Below are 22,803 nucleotides of genomic sequence, written 5' to 3' on the forward strand. Positions count from 1 at the left end.
GTTCAAAATGACCCGATTGGAGGCTTCTTACGGTCTTTTTTGTCTTCCCGTTTTTACGGTTCGACTCTCCGGAAGCTTTATTCTCCTGCAGGTGGTGATCAAGCTCTCCTTCTAACATCGATTCCAATAAGTGTTTTAGCATAGGGGCAAAAACACCGTCTGTACCACCCATTTTCTTGCCTTTATAAAGGCCTTTCATTGCTTCTTCCTTGAAGCGCTCAAAATCAAATTCCTCTTTTTCCATTTGCTGTGTCTAATATAAAAATTCTTTATTTGACACAGTTTACTTTACACCCTCCTGTTATTGAGCTTTAAGAATAGATATTCTCCTTATTCATACACCATAACATCTTCCATGTTCTCTTGTTGGAAATGCACCATTAACTTTTGAAACAGCTGGTCGAGACTATCTGGTTCTAAAAAAAGACACATAAAGAAAATACTTGTCATCACATCGCCTCTATTTTCCAATTCATGATACGCATTCAATTCACTGTCTTTATCAAAATTAACAGGAACTGTTAAACTAGCAATAAGATTATCCTCTTCAAAAACGTCTATTTTTAAAATTCCGTTTGGCTCTGAAATATGTAGTTGTACCGGACTTTGCATCTCCGTAACTATGAGCTGTCCATCACTTTTTGTAAAGGTTAACCTGTTAAAATAATGCATGGCGAAGAGATTAACATCAAAAGCATTGATTTCACCTTCTTCATAGTAAAACGTATTTAATCTTTCCCGACCAACAAGTTTATAATCCGGACCGTTAACAATACGGCCGTCTTTATATGTAGTCTCTTTGTCGTAGATATAATGCATATAGCCTTCCAATTGCTCTAAAAGCTCAAAGGAGTAACGGTATTTTAACTGCCCTTCTTCATAATAATCTATAAGCTGGATATCATCAATCAATCTATACAGCTTAAAGTATCCAGAAAAAGGCGCCCCACCTTGATAGATACCTTCATAAGAGTCCTGCGGGTTATCCGCAATCGTGAAGTCGTAATAGACTACCGATTGGAGCTGATCGTCTACATAACGCTCCAACAGTTGAACCGTTTCCGGCTCAAATCTGGACATTACTTTCTTTTCAGCTATGCGACCATCATCATGATACGTATAAAGCGTGTCTTGTGCCATAATATGCAGGTAAAATGGTACGAACAAAAATAGAAATACCCATTTTTTCATACAGCTTATCCTTGTTTTGGTTTCCGATTGTATTGCTGTGGCTTCTTCTTACGAAACGGTTTTCTATTACCATTGTACCTTGACCCGGGCGCATATCGAGGACCTTCCGGAAAGCCTTCCGGCAGCGGACGTTTTTCAATTTCATATTCCACCAGTCTCTCGATTCGGGAAAAACGATTCTGATCCTTCTCATTGATAAAAGTAATTGCGGTTCCTGTCGTAGCAGCTCGTGCTGTACGTCCTACCCGATGCACATAATCCTCTGGATCTGGTGGAACATCATAATTCACGACCAGGCTTATGCCAACAATATCAATCCCCCGTGATATCACATCTGTTCCGATAAGGACGCGCAAACGACGTGAACGAAACTGGTTAATAATATTTTCACGCTGGCTCTGTTCCAAATCCGAGTGAAACCCTTCGGCTGCAATACCTTGTTTCGCCAGATCCCGCGCAAGCGTTTTGACAATACTTTTTTTGGAAGCAAAGATGATGACACTTTCATAATCCGGATTTTTCAGCAAATGATGAATAAGTGTATCCTTCTGCGGATCATAAACCATGTATGCATGCTGATCTATGCCTTCCGATGGTTTAGAAATCGCAATATTAACTTCTTCAGGCTCATGCAGGATTTTCTTCGCTAATGCTCTGATTTTAGGTGGCATGGTCGCTGAAAACAACAGGCTTTGTCTTTTTTTCGGCAGATAGCTGATGATACGGATGATATCATCATAAAATCCCATATCCAACATGGTATCAGCTTCATCCAATACCAAATGCTGCAGATGGCTGAAATCAAATTTACCCGAAGACATGTGACTGATAAGCCTTCCGGGAGTTGCCACAATGATATTTACACCTTCGCGCATGGCACGCTTTTGTTGCTCATACCCCATTCCATCACCGCCACCATATACGGCAATAGAAGTTGCACCTGTAAAGTATCCCAAGCCCATAATCTGTTGGTCTATCTGTAAGGCTAACTCTCTAGTAGGTGCTAAAATGAGGGTATTTATACGTTCTTGCGGATTTTCAGCAAGTTTGTGCAAAATGGGCAACAGGTATGCTGCTGTCTTTCCTGTACCTGTCTGTGCGCAGGCAATGATATCTTTATGCTGTAAAATAACCGGGATGGTCTGTTCTTGAATGGGGGTTGCATCGGCAAATCCCATGCTGTCTAAGCCTTCTTCCAATGTGGAAACAAAGCCAAATTCACTAAATTTCAATGTGCTTTATGCTTAATTTGTTAAAATTACACTAAGTTAAGGATTTTTATTGGAAGGCCAATAATCAAAAGGCAGCATATTGGATAATTTGGAATGCCAAGACCAATATCCCTGCAACATCCAGTCTACACCTGGGTAGAAATTCCCCTGCGGATCTATCCATATTTCCTGAACTGTAATAATAGAGAGTTCAGAGTGCCCCATCCCATCTCGATTTTGTTCAAAATAACCATTTTCCATCTCAAGGTTATTATGGGGTATATTGTACGATCCTATTAACTACTTTCAAAATACTGTCAGCCTCAAATTTGTCTTCGTTTCTTAACTTCTTTAATGCTCTAACGGTATAACCATCTTGCGCCCAATGTGCATTGTATATACTGCGAACAAACTTCATAAATGAACTATTATAGGTCTTCTCCCTATTCCTTCTTATACTTCTCTTATCGCTCAGCACCGTATAATTCGCATAGCCTGAATACTGAATGGTACGTTCTGCAAAATCTGATTCATAATGCCCCAAATCATATTTGATATGGTAGCCCAGCGCTTTATTCTCGATTTGCAGTGTCTCAACTGCCCATACACGCAGCTTCTTTGCTGCTTTATTGTACCGGAAACGAAGCACATCAGGATTGAGAATTTTAGTCTTTTCAGCATTTTCCCCCAGACCTATAAAGGTTTCGGTAAAATACCTGCCCCATTGTTGCCAACCGTCTTTATCATAAGCCTGTACTACAACTTCCTCAATTTCGATAGATTTGGGTTGAAGGACAATTTGAAGAGATTGGTCGGTAGGCAACACCAAATTCACGGTTTGAGTTTGAAAACCGATACTACTTATCACCAGCTCGATATTGCCCTGCAAATTGGTGACAAGCCGAAAACGTCCATCCTTATCGGAGCTGCTACTCACCGTACTGTTATTTATATAAACAGATGCACCAGCTACCGGCACACCCCGCGCATCGATAACCTTACCTTCAAGCCCTTTTTGTGCAAACGAACTAGAATAAATCACTATCCCTAGAAATAAGATGAACCATCGGAGCATTTGCGCGCTAAAATAATCCCTCATCTCTAAAACTTAAATAAGCCGTATCGGTAAAAATAATATGGTCATTGACCCTTATGTCCATAAGCTGAGCAGCCTTAACTAATTTATCGGTAATATCCCTATCTGCGCGGCTTGCCCTCAACGTTCCAGAGGGGTGATTATGCACAAGAATCATCGAGTGTGCCTTGGCCATCAATGCATGCTGTAACACCATGCGTATATCTACAGGTGTAAAATCTGCTCCACCACGACCTATCAACCGACGGTCAACTAATTTACATCCAGCATTTAAATAAAGTACCCAAAATTCTTCATGGGGTAGGTCTTGCAACTGATCCCTAAAATATTCATACACGCGTTTGCTACTGTTAAGAACAGGCTCTTTCACTTCTTCTTCATCCCGCCTCCTACGCCCCAGCTCCAATGCTGCAACAATACTAATCGCTTTCGCTTCGCCTATCCCTTTGTACTGGCAAAGATGCTCCACATCAAATTTCGAAAGCACACTCAAATTATTACGAGCATCCGAAAGGATACGACGACACAATTCGACCGCAGTCTCATCCTTTGAACCGGAGCCAATCAGAATGGCTAGCAATTCTGCATTTGTAAGTGCTCTCCTGCCCTGTTCCATTAACTTTTCACGCGGACGGTCTGCTTCATCCCATTCTCGAATAATCAATTTACCTTGCATAGGCTCGAATCTTTGTCAGTCCTTCTAAGATACAAAGATTTGCCTAAAAACAAAAATCAAAGACCTGTACACAAACACCTTAACAATTCTTAACCTCTTGAGAACTCCCTTTTCGGCAAGAAATTTTATCTTTGCAGTTTCGTAGGTTAAAAATTAAAGATTATGAGCAAAGCAATTATCAAGACAGAAAAAGGCGACATGACTGTGCAGTTCTACACAGAAGACGCTCCAAATACAGTTGCTAATTTTATTAAATTGGCAAAATCAGGTTATTACGACGGATTGACTTTCCACCGTGTTATCCCAGATTTTGTGATTCAAGGCGGTTGCCCCAACTCACGTGAAGGTGCTACAGGCATTCCGGGAACAGGTGGTCCCGGTTATCATATAGACTGTGAGTTGACAGGGGAAAACCAATACCACGATCGCGGGGTGTTATCAATGGCGCACGCAGGTCGTAATACAGGTGGTTCTCAGTTTTTTATTTGCCATAGCCGCAATAATACTGCTCACTTAGATAGAAACCACACTTGTTTCGGTAAAGTTATCGAGAATGTTGACGTAGTAGACGATATCCGTCAAGGCGATCGTATTTTGAGCATTGAAGTTATTGAAGATTAAGAGCAAATACGATATGAATTTAAGAGCTTTAGTTTCTGTAACCGGAAAACCGGGATTGTTTAAGTTAGTAGGTCAAAATAAAGGCGGTTTTATCTTAGAATCGTTGGACGAGAAAAAAATCAAAACTTCTGTTAATTTGTCGACCACTAAAATGGCGACTTTGGAAGATATTACCATCTATGGTGATGAAGAAGAGATCCGTCTACTGGATATCTTTGAGGCTATCAAAACAAAAGGTGGAGAGACACCAGATGTAAAAGCTGATGGAAACACACTTCGCGAGTTTTTCCGTGAAGTTGCTCCGGGCCACGATGAATCGCGCGTGTACAGTTCGGATATCAAGAAAATTGTCACTTGGTATAACATCATCAAAGAATTACCTCTATTTGAAGAGGAAGCTCCGGCTCCCTTACAGTAAAAGAATAATGAGGATGTCCGAAAAGGTTGTTAATCATTAAAAAAACGCGTTCCCGAAAGCATTCGGGACGAGGAAAAATGACGAAGCAATCTGCGTTTTTACCGTCATCAGATTACTTCGTTCCTCGCAATGACGATGACGGCGGACTTTTCGGACACCCTCGTTTAAAACAACCTCAACTGCCCACCAGTAGAAGGCCGTTCAAAGATATCCGTACGGAGTACAGGCAAATCATCCTTTCCCATATATTTCTTAACGCCCATTTTAAAAAGCTGTCGAATACCCTCGGCTACATTACCATCTCCTCTAATCCTTCTTCCCCATTCGGAATCATTTAGTTTTCCGCCATGACAGGACATGATACCATTGAGTACTTTATCGGCTCGATCCGGATAATTCTTGTGTACCCAGTCTTTAAAAATATCGGCTATCGCCCCGTTTAACCGTACAATGGTATAACCAGCCCATTTTGCTCCGGCATCGGCCGCCTGCTGAATCAGATACGGCATTTCATCACTGTTAATCCCTGGCACTATAGGTGCAACCATCAGGTGTACCGGAATCCCGTTTTTACTCAATTGTTCTATCAGTTTCAGGCGTGCTTGTGCCGTGGCTGTCCGTGGTTCCATTTTTCGTCGTACTTCTTCACGCAGACTGTTGATAGTAACAGATATGGAAATCAACTGCAATCGAGCCAATTCGGTAAGTATATCCAAATCCCGTAACATTAGCACGTTTTTACTTATCATGGACACCGGATGTTTATAACGTAGCATAATTTCCAATAGGGATCGTGTCAGTCCTAATTTACGCTCAATGGGCTGATAACAATCAGTATTACCCGACAGGAAAATCACTTCAGGTTTATAGCTCTTCTTATTAAACGTTTCTTCTAACAATGTCGGCGCATTGTACTTAACCAAAATCTTTCGTTCAAAATCCAAACCTGCACTATACCCCCAGTATTCATGCGCATTGCGCGCATAGCAATATATGCAGCCGTGTTCACAACCTTGATAGGGATTTAAAGACTTGTAGAACCCAATATCCGGACTATCGACCTGACTTAATATCGACTTGGGATAAGTAGCAATAAGTTGGGTTTTCGTTGCTTCAAGAAAAGGTTCGTCCAACCCTTCTATATGCTCCTGCACATATTGGTTCGTAAAGAATTTGTTATTGGGATTGATCTGTGCTCCCCTACCTTTGAAATATTCCGACGATGTATCCATACTCAAAAATACTAAAATATTTAGTATTTTTGAGTATAATTATTTAATTCCCTTTACTGTATTGGAACATCCATTCGTATATATCATCTCTGTGGAAAAGCCGTTCGACACTACCGTGTGTTCCACCAGGGATGATGGTTAGTGTAGCGTCAGCTTTGGGATCAGCTTTTTTTATGGCATTGTATATTTTCTTTGACTCGGAAGCAGGAACAGCTCTATCGGCACTGCCATGTTGAATCCAAATAGGCACTTTTGCTAAGTTTTCAGCATATTTAAGTGTACCACCACCACAAATTGCAACCGCTGCAGCAACCGATTCAGGATATTTCCCCACGAAATCCATCGTGCCATATCCGCCCATACTCATACCACATACATACACTCGGTTAGGATCTACATTATAGTTTGCCAGAACATAATCCAACACGTTTTTCACCTTATCCGGATCCCAGCCATTAGAGGTCTGTGGTGCAATGATAACTGACGAGGGAATATCTAAACCTCTATTCTTGGCATATAATACACCATAGCGTTTGACACGGTTCAAATCATTGCCTGACAAACTCCGCCCATGCAGGAAAATCAATAAAGGTCCGGCTATATCTTCTTTATAATTATCTGTATCGATCAAGAAGTTGTATGCAGCTTTACCTTTTACAGCCTCTTGCTGTCCAAAAACCTGTCCTGCAGTCAAAAAAGCAAGTAGCAGTATATATTTAGATATAGCCGAAACTGATAATATATTAAACACAAATCGTAACATGATGTTAAAAGGTTATGTCTACTTTTTTTCGCTTGCGAAAATACGAAAGTTAAAGCATAAATTCTTCCCAAATAAAGATTACCTTTGTCGGCTTATTATCGTAGATACTATGAATAAAGGATTAATCGCCTTGGCATTCGGGGGCTTAGCTATAGGAATGACGGAATTTACCATGATGGGAATTCTTCCCGATGTCGCCAAAGACTTAGGTATCAGCATTCCCAAAGCCAGTAATCTAATCGCATTGTATGCTTTGGGTGTAGTTGTAGGCGCTCCAACATTGGTCGCTTTCACTTCGAAGTATTCCCCTAAGAAAGTCCTTCTGTTTTTGATGCTGTTGTTTTTTATCTTCAACGGATTGTTTACGCTTGCACCGAATAACTTGACTCTTTTTATCTCTCGTTTCATGTCTGGCTTACCACATGGCGCTTTTTTCGGTGTCGGGTCGGTGGTGGCTGCACGCCTGGCTAAGCCAGGGAAAGAAGCACAGGCCATCGCGATGATGTTTACCGGAATGACGATTGCCAATCTTGCCGGCGTACCATTGGGAACATATATCGGACACCATTATTCTTGGCGGTTTACCTATGCGGTTATTAGTTTCTTAGGGCTAATTACATTTCTGGCCATCTACCTTTGGATGCCTGATTTCGAAGCACGGAAAAACAATAATATCTTTCAGCAGATACGTTACTTTACCCGCTGGGATGCTTGGCTGATGGTAGCGGTAATCGCTATCGGTACAGGTGGTTTGTTTGCCTGGATGTCTTATATCGCTCCCTTGGTGACCACCGTATCTGGTCTTGCTGAAGATAGAGTTCCGCTCATTATGATATTGATTGGCTGCGGGATGTTCTTTGGGAATATTTTAGGCGGAAAAATGGCTGATACTTTTTCACCAAGCAAAGCCGCAATTGGTTGTTTTTCGGCTATGGCCATCTGCCTGTTAATCCTATTCTTTATATCGCCAATAAAAGCTTCGGCCTATCCTATGGCATTTATTACAGGGATGATATCATTTACTATTGGTTCACCATTGCAAATGATGCTTATCAACAATGCAAAAGGTGCAGAAACATTTGCTGCAGCTGCAGGGCAAGCTAGCTTTAATATCGGAAATACACTGGGGGCTTATTTTGGCTCTATTCCTATTACCTTGGGGTTTGCCTATAACTATCCTTCTTTGATTGGTGTAGGAATGGCCTCGACGGGTGCATTGCTTGCTTATGTGTTCTTGACAAAGGTTGTCCGTCCGCAAATGAATCGGTAGGGTATTACGGCTTCATTTCCCAAGCGACAACCAATCTGCTCATCATGGAATAACGGGCCATGCCTTCAGGCTGGTTGTTGTGTTTGAGGTAACCGCTATAAAAGAAATCGGAAACACGGTTGATCCATCCGGAATAGGATAACCATAATGCTCGTTCAGCCTCATAATCTGCTTTTACTTCATCGGATAATTTGCCATAATATGCTTGATACTTTTCCTTACCTCTAAAGTAAGGTGCGCGCAAAAGGTATTTTAGTGTTTCATAACTTACCGAATATGCATACCATGGGTTAGGATGATTCTTTAACTTTAGGAAGGCGATAAAATTACATTCATCTTCAAATCCTATGCCCATCTGATGGCTCAACTCGTGCACAACCGTAAACGGATAGGATGCTATATAGATTTTTTCGTTTACCTGCACATCATGGGTAAAGGGATTGAAATAACCGGCAACCGTAAAATGGGATACCAGTTCGCTGGAAAGCGGAGATTTCACCTTGACTTGGGTTTTGCTCAATGTACCGGCAAATGTACTGTCGGTTTTCATCGTATTGACCAATATTTCCTTCGCTTCTTCCTTGTTCAAATCTTCCAAAACAATTTGTGCTCTTAAATGATTTGCCTGTTGGATATATTTATCCACTACACGCAGGTAATCCTCTTCTTCGATATGTTCCGGAATATGTAATCCCATTTGCTGGTGTAAGGGATGTCTATAATAATTCATCCCCCAGCTTACATAGAAATAGGCATACAAAGAGGCCGAAATGCACAGAATCAACAGCAGCTTATCCAGCCCTTTTTGCCAATGCTTTTTAAAGCAAGAAATCAGCAACATGAAAAAATGATAGCAAAGGAAGCCAACTATCACTCCATAAAAAAGGTCGCCCATGCTAAAAGGCAACCAACTAAATAACAGCTTAGGCAGATAAGAAAAATAAGGATAAAAGCCCCTGCTGTAGAAATTCTCTACGACAGAAGGAAATTGTTGCAGGACAAAAAGCAAGATAAACAATATGGCATTGCCGACTAATATCCAGCAATAAATTTGTCTCTTTCTGAAATTCTGTATCTGTACTTTAACTTTCGTTCTCAAAGTATAACTTATAGTAATTCATCCCTTTATCTTCATCAAAACCTGTTTCCAGATATTCTCGTTTTCCATGCACGTATATGTGGAAATTCTTATCCAGCTTGATTACGGATTTATACGCTGAAGACATTTTTTTGACAGCGGGAGAAGCGATTTCAAAATTAGTTTGGAAAGGGCTGTCAAATTCCTCTTCAAAGTTTTGTTGATAGCTTTTGAACAGCGATATGGCATCCGGATTACCAATCACTTCTTCTTCAAACTCCTTTTGATCGAATGTTTCCTTGGATTTAAAATAATCCATCGAGCGATTCAGCAAGTCGATTTTATCTGCTTTTTCCAATTCGAAGGTGTCATCTAGTTTTTCGGTCACAAAGTTTTTGTACACCTTCATGAAATTACCTGTTTGCTGGAAATTATCATTCCGCGTTTTAATCTTTAGGAAATCATCTTTCCAGTATACAGCTTCGGATTGATTGGTTTGGTCAACGACCAGCACCTTGTAACCTTCTTCTTCCTCCACATTAACAATTACAACACCTTTATCTAATTTGTTGATATTAATCGCTTCCTGCTCATAATCCAACTGGAAACCTCCCGCATTCGGGTAAACTTTTAGATATGCTTCTTTGTTCTCGGATTTGAAAACACCGATAGCATCATGCTCCTCACCTTCTATCTGCACATTTTTTAAAGCAACGACATATACCTCTCCAGCCTTAATCTTAGGATGCTCAGAGACTTCGTACAGGTGTTTGCTCAACTGCTGTGACATCTCATGAAAAGAAATCTTTGCATCAAAATATTGCTTGGCAAAATAGTAGACTTCATTCAATTGCAAATCATCATTAGGGTGGTAAAAACGGTAAACCTCATTGGCCTTCGCAAATGGCTTCATGAAGTACTGCATCAACAGATCAGGCAATACTTCATCATTGCTTAAATCAACAGGTTCATCCGATAGGATATAAAACTCGTCCTGGGCTTTATTACCTACCCGGTGTATAGAAAGTTGCTCAAAAGTGGCGTCTTGGTGAAAAAACATGGTTCAAAGTAAAACTTAAAAATTCAGTTATCCAAATGCTATTGTTAGATGTAGATATACAAAACAAGGAGTGCCCACAAAAACAGGGACATAAATTCAAAGAGATCACAAACTTAACGACAATCAAATTGTTATATATCCATAGCATTCTCATTCACGCAGACATATGAATAACGAGGTTTTCTCTCAAAAAGAACGGAATATTATCATCCTAATAATGATTATCGTATTAGGTGCTCTATTACTATATGCCACAAGAGGCCTATTTGGGGCTTTTTTGGGTACATTTTTGATGTATACCCTATTCCGGGACATGAATGTCTTCCTTATAGAACGTTGGAAATGGCCTCGCCCCATCGCCGCCGTAACCATTATTATTCTTTCTCTCCTCATTATTGTACTTCCTTTCTATGGAATAGGGAAAATGTTAGTCAGTAAGGCTATTGAAATACAGCAGAACCCAGCTTGGATTACAAACCTTGTCAGTAGCGTGAACGAATTTGTGGGCGATAAATTAGGTAGAACCGACCTCATTGAGAAACAATTAGAATCGAGCACTACTTATCTAGGTGGATTGCTGACCACCACTTTAGGAGGTGCTGCCAATCTTTTTCTGGAAATTACGGTGATGTATTTTATTCTCTATTTCCTTTTCGTAAATTACATATCCTTTGAGAAAGGATTGGTCTATTACATGCCGTTCGACGAGGAAAATGTCGCTGTATTTGCGCAAGAATTCAAAAATGTGACCTATGCCAACGTAGTTGGACAAACCATTATTGCCATCGTACAAGGAGCATCGCTGTCTTTAGGATTTTGGATTTTTGGTGCTAACGACCCGATATTTTGGGGTGTTATCACGGCCATATTAGCATTTATCCCACTTTTAGGGCCACCACTTGTTTTTGTACCAGCTGCGCTTATCTTGTTCTCACAGGGAATGACCTGGCAACCAATAGGCTTATTGATATGGGGATTTGGCTTAGTTATCAATATTGATAATGTCATGCGTTTTGTCATCGCCAAAAGACTAGGCGATATCCATCCTATCATCACCGTTGTTGGTGTGATTATTGGATTGCCCCTATTTGGACTGATTGGTTTGGTATTCGGACCGCTACTATTGGTCTATTTTTTGATAACCGTCAAGATATACAAAACCAACAAAAGACTCTCGCGAAAGCGGGAACTGGCAGAGCAAAAAGAGTAAAATTATAGGTAGTTTAAGAATTATAACTATATTTATACATCTTGAAAAAACAAATAGATAATATGAAAAAAACAATTCCAGCATTTTTATTTTCTGCGGCTACATTGTTGACCGTTGCGTGCAATAACAATGCAGCGACTACAAATGCGGGCGATAGCGTTACTCCCTCGGATAGCGTATATCCTCCTGTTGAGAAGAATAAAGCTAATACAGACTATAAACCTGCATTTGAAGGTCAGACCCGCATTGCAGGAGTCAAGACAACAACACCATACGGTCATACTGTTCTGACCGACAAACTAAAGTCACCATGGGGCATCGCCGTACTGCCTGATGGTCGTGCTTTGGTTACGGAGAAAGAAGGTACTATGCGTATCGTGAGTGCCGACGGCACCGTTAGTGAAGCTATCACGGGTATCCCTAAAGTAGATTCACAGGGTCAAGGTGGCTTACTTGGGCTAACCTTAGATCCTAATTTTGCTAGCAACAGAATGGTGTATTGGGTATTTTCTGAACCGGTAAACGGTGGAAACCACACCGCTGTAGGAAAAGGTAAGCTGGCGGAAGACGAAAAATCAATCGAAGGTGCTACTGTGATTTATCAAGCACTTCCAACTTATGATGGCAAGCTGCACTATGGCGGACGTATTATTTTTGATAAATCAGGAAACTTATTAGTAAGTACAGGTGAACGTTCTGACTTGGCTACACGCCCGCAATCTCAGGACTTGAAATCTGCTTTAGGTAAAATCGTTCGCATTACGACCGATGGTAAACCTGCTGCAGGCAATCCTTTTGCAAGTGATGCTAACGCTTTACCGGAGATCTACAGCTACGGACACCGTAATGTACAAGGTATTGCCCTACATCCTGAAACAGGAGATTTATGGGAAACGGAATTTGGCCCACGCGGAGGTGATGAGCTGAACCGTGTGGAAGCTGGTAAAAACTATGGCTGGCCAACAATTACGTACGGTCTGGAATATAGCGGTAAAGAAATAGGTACACCTCCAATACAGCAACAAGAAGGCATGGAGCAACCTGTTTACTATTGGGATCCGGTACTGTCTCCTTCAGGCTTAATGTTCTATACAGGAAATGCCATTCCTGAATGGAAAAACAACTTATTTATCGGTGGATTGAGCAGTACGCATATTGCACGTATTATCATCAAAGACAACAAAGTTGTTGGTGAAGAGCGTTTATTAGAGAAAGAAGGACAACGCTTCCGCGATGTGATCCAAGGAAAAGATGGTGAGATTTTGGCGATTACAGACGCCGGACGTCTGTACAAAATCAGCAAGGATTAAAGTAAACACAAAAAAGGCATTCTAAAATAGAATGCCTTTTTTGTGTTTACTCCATCCCTACATATTTCCTAAAATACCCGCATTCTTTGATTACCTCCTGATAATATTTGGTATCGGCGTAATTTTGTTTCAGCTCCTCAAAACCTTTCCAGGCTTTAAAGCTTACCAGGTTGTCACTATACGGATAAAAATACGGCTGACTAAAATACTGTATTGCATAAAAATCATTCCGTTCCACTTTGGCAAGCAGATAATTGATTTTTGCACCTTGTTCCGCATTTTGCACATGTTTTAATGCCAATTCGTAATATTTACCGGCATTTTCCATGTTATGGAGGGCAGGTTTATTAGCTTCTTCAATATAATTGCTGCCATATTCACCAATCACATTGTTGTAGTAAAAACGTCGGGCATTACCGAAATATGATGTATTGTAAAAGGCATTACCTACTAACAGGGCATTGTTATAAACATCTTCATCCTGCGCAATCTTTTCTTTCATTTCTTGTACCTTTTTCAAAAAAGACAGTTGCGAATATTTGACCGGTTGCTTGTCTTTATGGTCACAGTCATTGCAATCTTTGATTTTACCATTAAACGGGTTTCCAAGTAGTTCCACTGTTTTATAATCCACTTCTTTGGTTTCATATTCCTGCGTTTCCCAATTGTATTCACGCATCTCAAAAGGGGTAATTCTCTCAAATTCAGCAATAGCTTCTTCTATTTTATCTTCGTAAAACAGATAAATACCCCGGCTTTCGTAAATATCCGCCAGTTTATACGGGTAAATACCAGCGAAAACGTCCTGCCATGCCGTTCGCGTTTCGCTCAACAGCAACTTCTCCATAGCCACACTCCGGTTCTGATCTTTGAAAAAACCTTTTACCGGATAGGTCAGTTCAGCCATCAACGTATTGCCTTCGCCCTTGTATATCGCACTCAGATATTTTTTCGTAAACATCTGCAAATAGTTAATTCTTTTGGGCGAAGTATACACGTCATACTCCGTATTGGACGGATCATAAAACAGCCAGGTCACATCGGCAATTAATTTCTCCTCGCCATTTTTGTCGATTTTGTCCAGGCTCAACAGGTTATTCAGTAAGCGTAAGCTTATGACCTGTGCTTTCTCTTCCTCATTTTTTGCCAATTGATAAGCCTCCCCCAATTGCTTTGCTGATGTTTGGTAATCACCTACAAAAGAGTTGAAATAAGCCGCAGCCGCCTTCCAGATATACGGATTGGCAACCTTTTGCTCCTCTGCTGCCCGATTGATCCATTGCAATTCGGAAGCATCGACCTTGCTTTTTAACTCTGATTTTGCCTTTTGGGCATCAATAATATCCAAAGTGGCATATTCGGTATAGATATTAATGCTTTGCTCATCGATATTTACCCAACGCGACAGCAGAAAATCCAAATGCTTCGATGCCGGGTTGATTTCATACAACGCTGTCATCTTCTCAAAACCATTGGTATAGTAACCTTGCAAAGCATATAGCGTTTCTTTGGTCGATGTATTCGAAGCCAATTTCACAGATTCTTCAAATTCCGTTTCGGGAAGCGGTTTATAATCAAACAAAGCCGCAGGCATCAAGGGTTCAAATTCGTCAAAGATTTGTGAAAACAAAGCATTAGATTTTTTATAATTCCCGGAATGTTTATAAGCCCCTGCCACATAGCTCAATCCCTGGTAATAAAGTGAGTTTTTGGGTTGATCCTTAGCGGTTTTCTCAAAAAACTCAATAACCGAAGCTTTATCCTCGGAATAAAATTTAGCACGCAATACCTGAAACCACAGGCGATTCTTATAAAACTTGTCCCTTTTGGATGCTTTTTTGTATACGCGCTCTTTTTCATCTACAAAATCCTGATCAGCATGACGCGTAATCCGGTCATTATAATCCCAGTAGTTATAAGTCTGATTGGAATAGGTTTCAAGACCTCTCGACAGTAAAACAAACGCGGCGAAGTTTTTGGTTTTCTGCTTGCTGAAATCCAATGCGTAAGTGCTCAGCACATGCTTATTCCACTCTTTGGCGAGGTTCTTGGATTGTGAAATATCTGCCAACACCTCGGTCAATTCCTTATCATAGAGATAATAAGCCACTGTTTTTTCATCATATTGCTCCAGGTAGCTCGTCCACTCCTTTATTGTCTCTTCCTTGAACAATTCCGTGCTCCTTTCAATGCTATAGCCGTTATAGAACGTCGTATAATCATCGTAGAAAAAGGGTTCGTACTTCTTGTTATTGACGGTAATTTCCGGTGAAAATATTGAGTTATATCCCGGCCCCCACCAATCGCTGGCACAGCCGTAAGCATAAACCCCAAAGGCTATTGCAGCAAAGGTACTACCAGTAGCTAACAGTCTGATAAACATCTGTTTCATATTCTGTTAAATTTTGTTCGTTTAAATCGTAAAGAATAATTTCTTTAGGTTTATTTTTTATACTTTTTCTGAGATCCGCCACCATCTCTTTTAATTGCTTTGCGGACGGTTCTTCTATTTTAATAATATCACCCTTAGCAAGGTAACGTCCTTCGTACATAAAATCTTCCGTCACCTGAAACTTATGGTCGGAGAGCTTGTCAAAATGGTCGTTTTGCATATCTTTCAAACGCATTCCGCCAATAAGATTCGTTACCTGATTTTTCCGAATATGCACTCCCCAACTGAATATGGGTAACGCAATATCCAAAGGTAAGGGATATTGTGAAAAAGATTGGATATACCGGTGGGCAATATTTTGATCGTAAATCGAATTTTGGTCACCCACGTCGATTGTCCCCATATTATAATACATCAGAACCCCATGCTGCACAGCCGGAACTCCCGTTTTTTTGGAGTATTTGACTTGGTGCAGCCGAATCGTTGCTGAGAGGTTCGGCTGTAGCTTCTTTGCTTCCTCAATAAACTGAAAGTAATGATCTTTGGATTTTAAGCTCCAGTCACAATCAAACTGAACTTCGTTTATCTGAATATTATTTTTCCGATTGATCTGCCCGATATAGTCCATGATTTTCGCCGCCAAGTCCTTCGTGTCAGAATTTTGAAGAAAAACTTCATTTTTGATATATACGACCGGAACTATATCTATATTTTCGGGAGATTCATTAAACACCACAGATGCTACGGGAATGGCTTCACCGTTTTTTAATGCCACATCACAATAGCGCACATATAATTTACGGACATCCAGCTCCTGCAAATAATCTTTTTCCGTTTGGGAAAGCTGAAAAGAGGTTCGCCAGAAATAAAAAGAAAGAGGTGTCTTTTCAGTATCGGGAACACACGAAGCTAAAAGAAAAACCGATAAGATAGCCAGCCACTTTTTCATATAGTCAAAAATACAGAAAGATGTTCGTATGTTGAAAAGCTGTTAATCTATGCACCTAAGAATTTACAAACATTTCATTTGAAAGTCACACAAAAGATAGAATAAGTCTGTACATTTGCTTCAAAATTCAAGTTTATGAAAGCATCTTTTCGTTGGGGTTCTCTCCTACTGAGTGTGTTTTTTCTGGCTTCCTGTAAAACGCAGCTTCAACCTTCTGTACAGCATCAACGGTATTACCAAATGGATGGTACTATTGCTGCCGATAGCGGTATAGTAAATTATTATACACCATTTAAAGCACAGTTGGAGGCCGAAATGAACCGCGTTATCGGTTATGCCGAGCAGCAAATTTCCAAGTCACGCGAAGCGGAAAGTTTAGCAGGCAATTTCTTCGTCGACGCCTTATTATGGAAGGCTAAACAATTAGATCCCGAAGTACAGGCCAGCTTTGCGACAAAGGGCGGTATTCGCGCGGGTTTAAATGCCGGAAATATAACCATTGGAAATATCTTCGAGATGATGCCCTTTGAAAACAGAATAACTATTTTGAAACTCAAAGGTACAGATATGCTTCGCTGGGCGGAATATATGGCCAAAACTCATGGGCAACCTGCGGGGGGGATAAAGTTAGTCATCCAGGAAAACGCCGTAAAAGAGTTCTTGATTGATGGCCGTTCTATCGATCCCGATGCTACCTATAAACTGGCAACCTACGATTACTTAGCCAATGGTGGCGATTATGTGGATTTCTTTAATCACGTGGTAGCACGTCAAGATTATGATCAGAGAATCCGCGAAACATTGATTGAATACGTGGAAGCATTAACAAAAGAAGGTAAAAACATTCAAGTGCAATTAGATGGAAGAGTTCGTATCATACAATAGACGTCGTTTTATCAAACAAAGCCTGGCATTAACTGCCGCAGCGGCTTATACAACTGTACCTGCATGGGCAAAGCCCGAAGGAAAAGAAATCAGGCTTACCATCTTGCATACTAACGATGTGCATAGCCGGATAGAGCCTTTCCCGATGGATGGCTCACCCTACCAAGGCTTGGGTGGCGTAGCGCGTCGTAGCACTCTTATCAATAAAATACGGCAAGAAGAGAAAAACGTACTGTTGCTCGATTGCGGTGATATGTTTCAAGGTACGCCCTATTTCAATATGTTTGAAGGACGGCTTGAGCTTGAATTGATGTCCAAACTAGGTTATGAAGCTGGTACATTTGGCAATCATGAATTTGACAATGGCTTGCAGGGATTGGTCAAACACCTTGATAAGGCTAATTTTCCGTTTCTCACGGCTAATTACGACTTTAAAGGCACTGTATTGGAAGGACGAACAAAGGATTTTATCATCCTTGAAAAGGGTGGTATCCGGATCGGGCTAACGGGTATCGGCATTGACGTTACGGGGTTGGTAGACCCGAATAGCCATAAGGGCATGACTTACCTCGACCCAATTCCTGTGGTCAATCGCATCGCTGCACAGCTCAAACAGGAAAAGAAATGCGACCTGGTTATCTGTCTTTCGCATCTGGGTTATAGTTATCAGGACGATAAGGTTTCCGATTTGCGCTTAGCCGCAGAAACCCGAAATGTAGACCTTATTTTGGGCGGACATACCCATACCTTTTTAGATGAGCCAACTCTCGTAAGAAATTTGGATGGTGAAGAAGTATGGGTGAACCAGGTCGGGTTTGCGGGCGTTCGTTTGGGCAGATTAGATATTTCCTTCAACAAGAAAACGAAGAAGAAAAACCTACAGGCTACGAACTATACAATAGACCACCAAATAATTGCTGATAAAACGATTACTGTCTAAAATCATACAGTTGTTTTGCGGAGAATAGTTCAACTCTATATTGACTCTTATAAGGGGCTTTCCAAAGAGGCTTGGTTATTGGCATTGGTCATGCTCATTAACCGTATGGGCTCTATGGTACTTCCTTTTTTGAGTATATATATGTCCACAGAGTTACATTTTTCCAAGCAACAGGTTGGCATTGTACTCGGATGCTTTGGTCTCGGATCCGTATTTGGTTCATGGTTGGGCGGCTGGCTCACCGATAGGTTAGGAAGCTTTAAAATACAAGCAACAAGCTTAATATTGACCATTCCACTATTTTTATCCCTACCTTATTTTCGAGAGTTTGAGGGATTGGCTGCAATGATTTTTGTTATGACACTTGTAGGTGATACATTCCGACCTGCCAACTCCGTTGCAGTAGCGCGTTATGCCAAACGTGAAAACCTGACGAGAGCTTACTCTTTGAACCGCATGGCGATCAATTTGGGTTTCTCCATCGGACCTGCCCTTGGCGGTGCTTTGGCTATGATTTCCTACAATTGGATTTTTATCGGGAATGCATTTGCTGCATTCATCGCGGCAGTTGTGTTTATTTATTTCTTCCATAACCGCAAGCCCCGGAATGCACATCCTTCCGTGCCAACGCTAAAAACGACCGTCACTACCCAAGACAGAAACGCTTATCTGGATGGTCCTTTCATCGTATTCAATATTTTTTGTTGTCTTTTTTCGATGGCATTTTTTCAACTATTGAGCACACTCCCACTGTTTTACAAGGAAGTAATGCAGATGAGCGAAGGCGCTGTGGGAATGATTTTAGGATTTAATGGCTTCGTTATTGTTCTCTTTGAAATGATTTTGATTCACGGCATCGAAAAGCGGTTCAGTCCTCGGCAGATTATGATTTACGGTACAGCGATTGCTGCACTCTCTTATTTAATGCTCAATGCCCCATTTGGTATCGCTTGGCTTTATTTAGCTATGGCAGTGCTTTGCGTCGGCGAGATGCTGACCTTGCCCTTTACAGCAACAATCAGTGCTTCCCGCGCCACACCAAATACACAGGGTGCGTACATGGGCTTCAACTCGCTGTCTTTCGCTTCTGCTATGATCTTTTCGCCCTACTTAGGCACTTATATTGCCGAGCATTACGGCTACGAAGCTTTGTGGTATTCGTCGGCTATTGTCCTTGCTGTGGTTAGTTTAGGCTTTAGCTGGATATTAAGGCGGTTCTAATAACAGCAGCTATTACCCTACATTTCGCTCGTATGGCACACGGGTAGCAATCGAACGTCCTAATGTAATTTCATCGACATATTCCAGCTCCCCACCAAAAGCAATACCCCGGGCAATCGTACTGATCTGTATATTAAAGTCCTTAAGTTTGCGGTAAAGATAAAATATAGTGGTATCCCCTTCCATTGTTGCACTTAAAGCTAAGATAACTTCCTTAACTTCAAACTGTTTTATCCGTTCAATTAAAGGTTCTATCTTTAAGTCAGAGGGTCCAACTCCATCCATCGGCGAAATCAATCCACCCAACACATGGTACACACCTTGATATTGATTGGTATTCTCGATCGCCATTACATCCCGGGTATCTTCCACCACGCAAATAGTTTGATGATCCCTTTTCAACGAAGCACAAATTTCACATTCTTGATTATCCGAGATATTAAAGCAGGTCTTGCAATACTTGATTTGTTCCTTAAGCTGATTGATTGCCCCTGTAAAACGAGCGACTTCGCCATCCGACTGCTTCAACAAATGCAGCACCAAACGCAAAGCCGTTTTTTTACCTACACCGGGCAGACGGCCAAACTCATCGACAGCCTGTTCCAATAATCGGGATGAAAAGTTCATAATGCAAAATTACAAAGATTAACGTAAAATAAAGGTTTTTTGTTTTCCTGATACATCCTATTTTTCATGTTTGCCAAATAGACAGATATTTTATATATTGCTTTCATGCTAACTATTCCTATTAAAATAGTTAATTTTTAAAGACGTTAATTCTGCATTTATGACAAAAGACGATAAAATCAGACATTCATTCGCCAATAAAACCTGGCAAGAAATCAAGGTAAAAGACTCTTGGCAGATTTTTAAAATTATGGCCGAGTTCGTCGATGGATTTGAGAAACTCGCAAAAATAGGTCCTTGTGTATCAATTTTTGGTTCAGCACGCACGCATCATGAACATAAATATTATAAGATGACGGTAGAAATCGCTCGCCTATTGGCTGAGCGGGGCTATGGCGTTATTTCGGGTGGTGGCCCCGGTATTATGGAAGCGGCCAACAAGGGTTCTTACGAAGCCGGAGGTAAATCCGTTGGATTGAACATAGAATTGCCCTTTGAGCAATTTCACAACAAGTACATAGACCGCGACAAGCTGCTGGAATTTAATTATTTCTTTGTTCGTAAGGTTATGTTTATGAAATACTCTCAAGGTTATATCGTGATGCCGGGTGGCTTCGGAACGATGGATGAGCTGTTTGAAGCCATTACATTAATCCAAACAGGGAAAATCGCCCGTTTTCCAATCGTATTGGTCGGAACAGATTACTGGCAAGGGCTTTTTAACTGGGTAGAAAAAACCATGTTAGGAAATGCGTATATATCCGAAGAGGACTTGAAACTCTACCGTTTTGTCGATACAGCAGAAGAAGCCGTGGAGCATATCTTCCGTTTCTACGATAAGTATCTGCTAAAACCAAATTTCTAAATAATATCTTTCTGGCAGGTTTCGACCTGCCAGAAAGATATTACGTTCCGCTCTTTTCCTCTTGCCTACTCTTCACAGAAGCGTCTTCAGCCTCTCCAGCTTTCCAATAAGAAAAAGCATATAATTCTTTATTTGACCAGCCTAACTTTTCTCGGAAATAGTGCCTAAGCTGTTTTACACTGCTGTATTCGCTTGCAACATAAGCAAAGCGATTCGCTTCCGCAGGTATTTGTACTTTCATTGCCTCTTCTGCTAATGTGCTACCCAATTCCGGGTGAGGATTGTATAGCCATTGTACCGTAAAACCGGGATGTTGAACCGCAGGCAATATATCCGCGGTTGAAGCAACTTCAATGATGCAATGCCCTTTAGCTTCCAACGGTAAGCTTTCCAATATACAAGAAAGCACAGGCAGAGCCGTAGCATCACCAATAAGAAAATACCAGTCTGCTTGGGGGTACAGCGGTTTGCTGACCAGTTTCATCGCTACGCCTAACGAATCTCCCTCCTTTGCATTCCTTGCCCATGCAGAAGCCGGGCTGCTTTCTCCATGGTCAACAAAGTCGATGGTGATTTGATTTTTTGTCAAATCTATTGCACGGTGGGTATACGTCCGAACAATGGGCTTTAAATCATCTGAGTCAATGCCCGATGTAGGAAATATGACTTCCGAAGCACTGTCTTGTGGGATAAAAATCTTGTTGTTTACACCCAGCGTGCATGGGGCAAAATCCTGCGCACCGTCACCCCGTAAGTGGATACGGATATAATGCGGGGTTAATCGCTCCTTTTGAACAACCTGAAAAACATGTCGTGCGATCTTTACATCCGTTGTCATTTTACCTCCAGCTTCTTCACGATGTCATCCACCATCAAATCGACCGATGTCAATCCACCACCGGAAATAAACCATAGATTCGGATCCAAATAAAAGATTTTCTGGTTCTTATAGGCATTGGTCTGCTTAACCAATGGATTTTCGACTTCACTAAGATTGGCTTTCTTACCGACTACGGCAGAATTTCGGTCCACAATGAAGAGATAATCGGGATTGGCTTCCGCAATAAGTTCATTGGAGACCTTTTGACCATGTACCGATTCATCTTGCAGTTCCATCACTGGTTTGATATGCAATACATCGTGTATAAAGCCAAAACGGCTCCCCTGACCGAATGCACTGAACTTACCATTATTATAAATTAAGAAAAGTGCTTTACTAGAATCTTGTTCAAATCGTTCCTGTGCGGACTTAATTTTCGCTTCCAAAGCTTGCAATTTTTCATTGGCCACATCTTCCTTATTAACGATAGAAGCCAACAGCATGGTATTTTCCTTAAAGGAAGGCAAGTAATTTTTATTATCCGTACCGATAAAAATGGTAGGTGCGATATGGCTCAACTCTTCATAGAACCTTTCCTGGCGCGTAGACATTAAGATGAGGTCCGGAGAAACCGCATTGATGGCTTCGAAATCCGGTTCGATAACCGAACCTACATCGGCAACATCTGCATTGTTTTTTAACCCATCCAAATATTCAGGCATATATTTCTTCGGAACTCCAACAGGTGTTACCCCCAAAGCAGTGAGCGTTTCCAAAGCGCCAATATCCAAAGTCACAATACGTGTAGGCAGTTTTTTGATGGGTGTCTTGCCAAGTTTATGGGTTATTTCTACAGAATCTGTTGTATCACCTGTTTGCTTATTATCCGAGTTACAGGCTGATACAAAAACAGATACAGCAATTATATAAAGTGCTAATATAATTATATTGTGTTTTTTCATGTGTTC

23 protein-coding genes and 1 pseudogene are annotated in these 22,803 nt (G+C 41.0%); 9 read left to right on the forward strand and 15 right to left on the reverse strand.

The features are described from left to right. The 6 genes and pseudogenes from BM375_RS00005 to radC form a co-directional block, all read right to left on the reverse strand. Window positions 1-244, reverse strand: a pseudogene (locus tag BM375_RS00005) (IS256 family transposase); the annotation flags it as partial. Window positions 245-330: 86 nt separating this feature from the next. Continuing rightward, window positions 331-1,191, reverse strand: a complete 861-nt coding sequence (locus tag BM375_RS00010) for a hypothetical protein (protein ID WP_139227460.1) — start codon at window positions 1,189-1,191, stop codon at window positions 331-333. Between the two features lie 5 nt (window positions 1,192-1,196). Next, the gene (locus BM375_RS00015) at window positions 1,197-2,423 is read right to left on the reverse strand and encodes a DEAD/DEAH box helicase (protein WP_093363131.1); all 1,227 of its coding nucleotides are present in this window, start codon (window positions 2,421-2,423) and stop codon (window positions 1,197-1,199) included. Window positions 2,424-2,459: 36 nt separating this feature from the next. After that, window positions 2,460-2,663: a hypothetical protein gene (locus tag BM375_RS00020; RefSeq protein WP_093363132.1), complete on the reverse strand. Its 204-nt coding sequence runs from the start codon at window positions 2,661-2,663 to the stop codon at window positions 2,460-2,462. Between the two features lie 10 nt (window positions 2,664-2,673). After that, a complete protein-coding gene (locus BM375_RS00025) occupies window positions 2,674-3,501 on the reverse strand; it encodes a carboxypeptidase-like regulatory domain-containing protein (RefSeq protein ID WP_093363133.1) in 828 nt (275 codons plus the stop codon). Next, window positions 3,485-4,174 (reverse strand): RadC family protein, encoded by a 690-nt coding sequence (gene radC, locus BM375_RS00030; RefSeq protein ID WP_093363134.1) that lies wholly within the window; start codon window positions 4,172-4,174, stop codon window positions 3,485-3,487. Before radC ends, BM375_RS00025 begins: the two co-directional genes overlap by 17 nt. Window positions 4,175-4,336: 162 nt before the next feature. On the opposite strand from radC, the gene BM375_RS00035 reads away from it, so the two are divergent. Together BM375_RS00035 and BM375_RS00040 are read left to right on the forward strand one after the other, a co-directional pair. Next, the gene (locus tag BM375_RS00035; protein ID WP_093363135.1) at window positions 4,337-4,795 is read left to right on the forward strand and encodes a peptidylprolyl isomerase; all 459 of its coding nucleotides are present in this window, start codon (window positions 4,337-4,339) and stop codon (window positions 4,793-4,795) included. A gap of 13 nt (window positions 4,796-4,808) precedes the next feature. Then, the gene (locus BM375_RS00040) at window positions 4,809-5,213 is read left to right on the forward strand and encodes a DUF5606 family protein (RefSeq protein ID WP_093363536.1); all 405 of its coding nucleotides are present in this window, start codon (window positions 4,809-4,811) and stop codon (window positions 5,211-5,213) included. Window positions 5,214-5,377: 164 nt separating this feature from the next. Here the strand turns inward: BM375_RS00040 and BM375_RS00045 are convergent, their stop codons facing one another. Together BM375_RS00045 and BM375_RS00050 are read right to left on the reverse strand one after the other, a co-directional pair. Further along, window positions 5,378-6,445 (reverse strand): PA0069 family radical SAM protein, encoded by a 1,068-nt coding sequence (locus BM375_RS00045; RefSeq protein ID WP_170852539.1) that lies wholly within the window; start codon window positions 6,443-6,445, stop codon window positions 5,378-5,380. 43 nt (window positions 6,446-6,488) lie between these two features. Further along, complete coding sequence (locus tag BM375_RS00050) at window positions 6,489-7,208, reverse strand: carboxylesterase family protein (protein WP_093363137.1); 720 nt, start codon at window positions 7,206-7,208, stop codon at window positions 6,489-6,491. Between the two features lie 109 nt (window positions 7,209-7,317). On the opposite strand from BM375_RS00050, the gene BM375_RS00055 reads away from it, so the two are divergent. Further along, on the forward strand, window positions 7,318-8,478 hold the full coding sequence (locus tag BM375_RS00055; protein ID WP_093363138.1) for an MFS transporter: 1,161 nt from the start codon (window positions 7,318-7,320) through the stop codon (window positions 8,476-8,478). 4 nt (window positions 8,479-8,482) lie between these two features. Here the strand turns inward: BM375_RS00055 and BM375_RS00060 are convergent, their stop codons facing one another. Together BM375_RS00060 and BM375_RS00065 are read right to left on the reverse strand one after the other, a co-directional pair. After that, a complete protein-coding gene (locus BM375_RS00060) occupies window positions 8,483-9,577 on the reverse strand; it encodes a DUF3810 domain-containing protein (RefSeq protein WP_170852540.1) in 1,095 nt (364 codons plus the stop codon). Further along, entirely contained in the window at window positions 9,561-10,616 is a 1,056-nt protein-coding gene (locus BM375_RS00065) for a nucleoid-associated protein (protein WP_093363140.1), read from the reverse strand. The genes BM375_RS00060 and BM375_RS00065 overlap by 17 nt, the downstream gene beginning before the upstream one ends. A 166-nt stretch (window positions 10,617-10,782) precedes the next feature. Here BM375_RS00065 and BM375_RS00070 point away from each other — a divergent pair, with 166 nt between their 5' ends. Next, window positions 10,783-11,826, forward strand: a complete 1,044-nt coding sequence (locus BM375_RS00070; protein ID WP_093363141.1) for an AI-2E family transporter — start codon at window positions 10,783-10,785, stop codon at window positions 11,824-11,826. 62 nt (window positions 11,827-11,888) lie between these two features. Continuing rightward, entirely contained in the window at window positions 11,889-13,136 is a 1,248-nt protein-coding gene (locus BM375_RS00075) for a PQQ-dependent sugar dehydrogenase (RefSeq protein ID WP_093363142.1), read from the forward strand. 46 nt (window positions 13,137-13,182) lie between these two features. Here BM375_RS00075 and BM375_RS00080 read toward each other — a convergent pair whose 3' ends face one another. Next, on the reverse strand, window positions 13,183-15,528 hold the full coding sequence (locus BM375_RS00080) for a hypothetical protein (RefSeq protein ID WP_093363143.1): 2,346 nt from the start codon (window positions 15,526-15,528) through the stop codon (window positions 13,183-13,185). Beyond that, entirely contained in the window at window positions 15,491-16,477 is a 987-nt protein-coding gene (locus tag BM375_RS00085) for a hypothetical protein (protein ID WP_212611591.1), read from the reverse strand. Before BM375_RS00085 ends, BM375_RS00080 begins: the two co-directional genes overlap by 38 nt. A 135-nt stretch (window positions 16,478-16,612) precedes the next feature. On the opposite strand from BM375_RS00085, the gene BM375_RS00090 reads away from it, so the two are divergent. The 3 genes from BM375_RS00090 to BM375_RS00100 are packed head-to-tail and all read left to right on the forward strand — an operon-like array spanning window position 16,613 to window position 19,523. Next, window positions 16,613-17,362, forward strand: a complete 750-nt coding sequence (locus BM375_RS00090) for a 5'-nucleotidase C-terminal domain-containing protein (protein WP_244525773.1) — start codon at window positions 16,613-16,615, stop codon at window positions 17,360-17,362. Beyond that, window positions 17,337-18,302, forward strand: coding sequence for a bifunctional metallophosphatase/5'-nucleotidase (locus tag BM375_RS00095; protein ID WP_093363144.1), 966 nt, complete (start codon window positions 17,337-17,339; stop codon window positions 18,300-18,302). Before BM375_RS00090 ends, BM375_RS00095 begins: the two co-directional genes overlap by 26 nt. A gap of 15 nt (window positions 18,303-18,317) precedes the next feature. Next, a complete protein-coding gene (locus BM375_RS00100; protein ID WP_093363145.1) occupies window positions 18,318-19,523 on the forward strand; it encodes an MDR family MFS transporter in 1,206 nt (401 codons plus the stop codon). A gap of 12 nt (window positions 19,524-19,535) precedes the next feature. Here the strand turns inward: BM375_RS00100 and recR are convergent, their stop codons facing one another. Further along, complete coding sequence (gene recR / locus BM375_RS00105; protein ID WP_093363146.1) at window positions 19,536-20,150, reverse strand: recombination mediator RecR; 615 nt, start codon at window positions 20,148-20,150, stop codon at window positions 19,536-19,538. Window positions 20,151-20,310: 160 nt separating this feature from the next. Between recR and BM375_RS00110 the strand changes: the two genes are divergently transcribed. After that, window positions 20,311-21,015 carry an LOG family protein gene (locus BM375_RS00110; protein ID WP_093363147.1) on the forward strand — a complete coding sequence of 235 codons (705 nt, stop codon included), beginning with the start codon at window positions 20,311-20,313 and terminating at the stop codon, window positions 21,013-21,015. A gap of 40 nt (window positions 21,016-21,055) precedes the next feature. Here BM375_RS00110 and BM375_RS00115 read toward each other — a convergent pair whose 3' ends face one another. Both BM375_RS00115 and BM375_RS00120 read right to left on the reverse strand, forming a co-directional pair. Further along, entirely contained in the window at window positions 21,056-21,853 is a 798-nt protein-coding gene (locus BM375_RS00115) for a siderophore-interacting protein (RefSeq protein WP_093363148.1), read from the reverse strand. After that, complete coding sequence (locus tag BM375_RS00120; protein WP_093363149.1) at window positions 21,850-22,797, reverse strand: siderophore ABC transporter substrate-binding protein; 948 nt, start codon at window positions 22,795-22,797, stop codon at window positions 21,850-21,852. Before BM375_RS00120 ends, BM375_RS00115 begins: the two co-directional genes overlap by 4 nt. Window positions 22,798-22,803: the final 6 nt, after the last annotated feature.

This window comes from Sphingobacterium wenxiniae (genome assembly GCF_900116225.1).
GTDB lineage: Bacteria > Bacteroidota > Bacteroidia > Sphingobacteriales > Sphingobacteriaceae > Sphingobacterium > Sphingobacterium wenxiniae.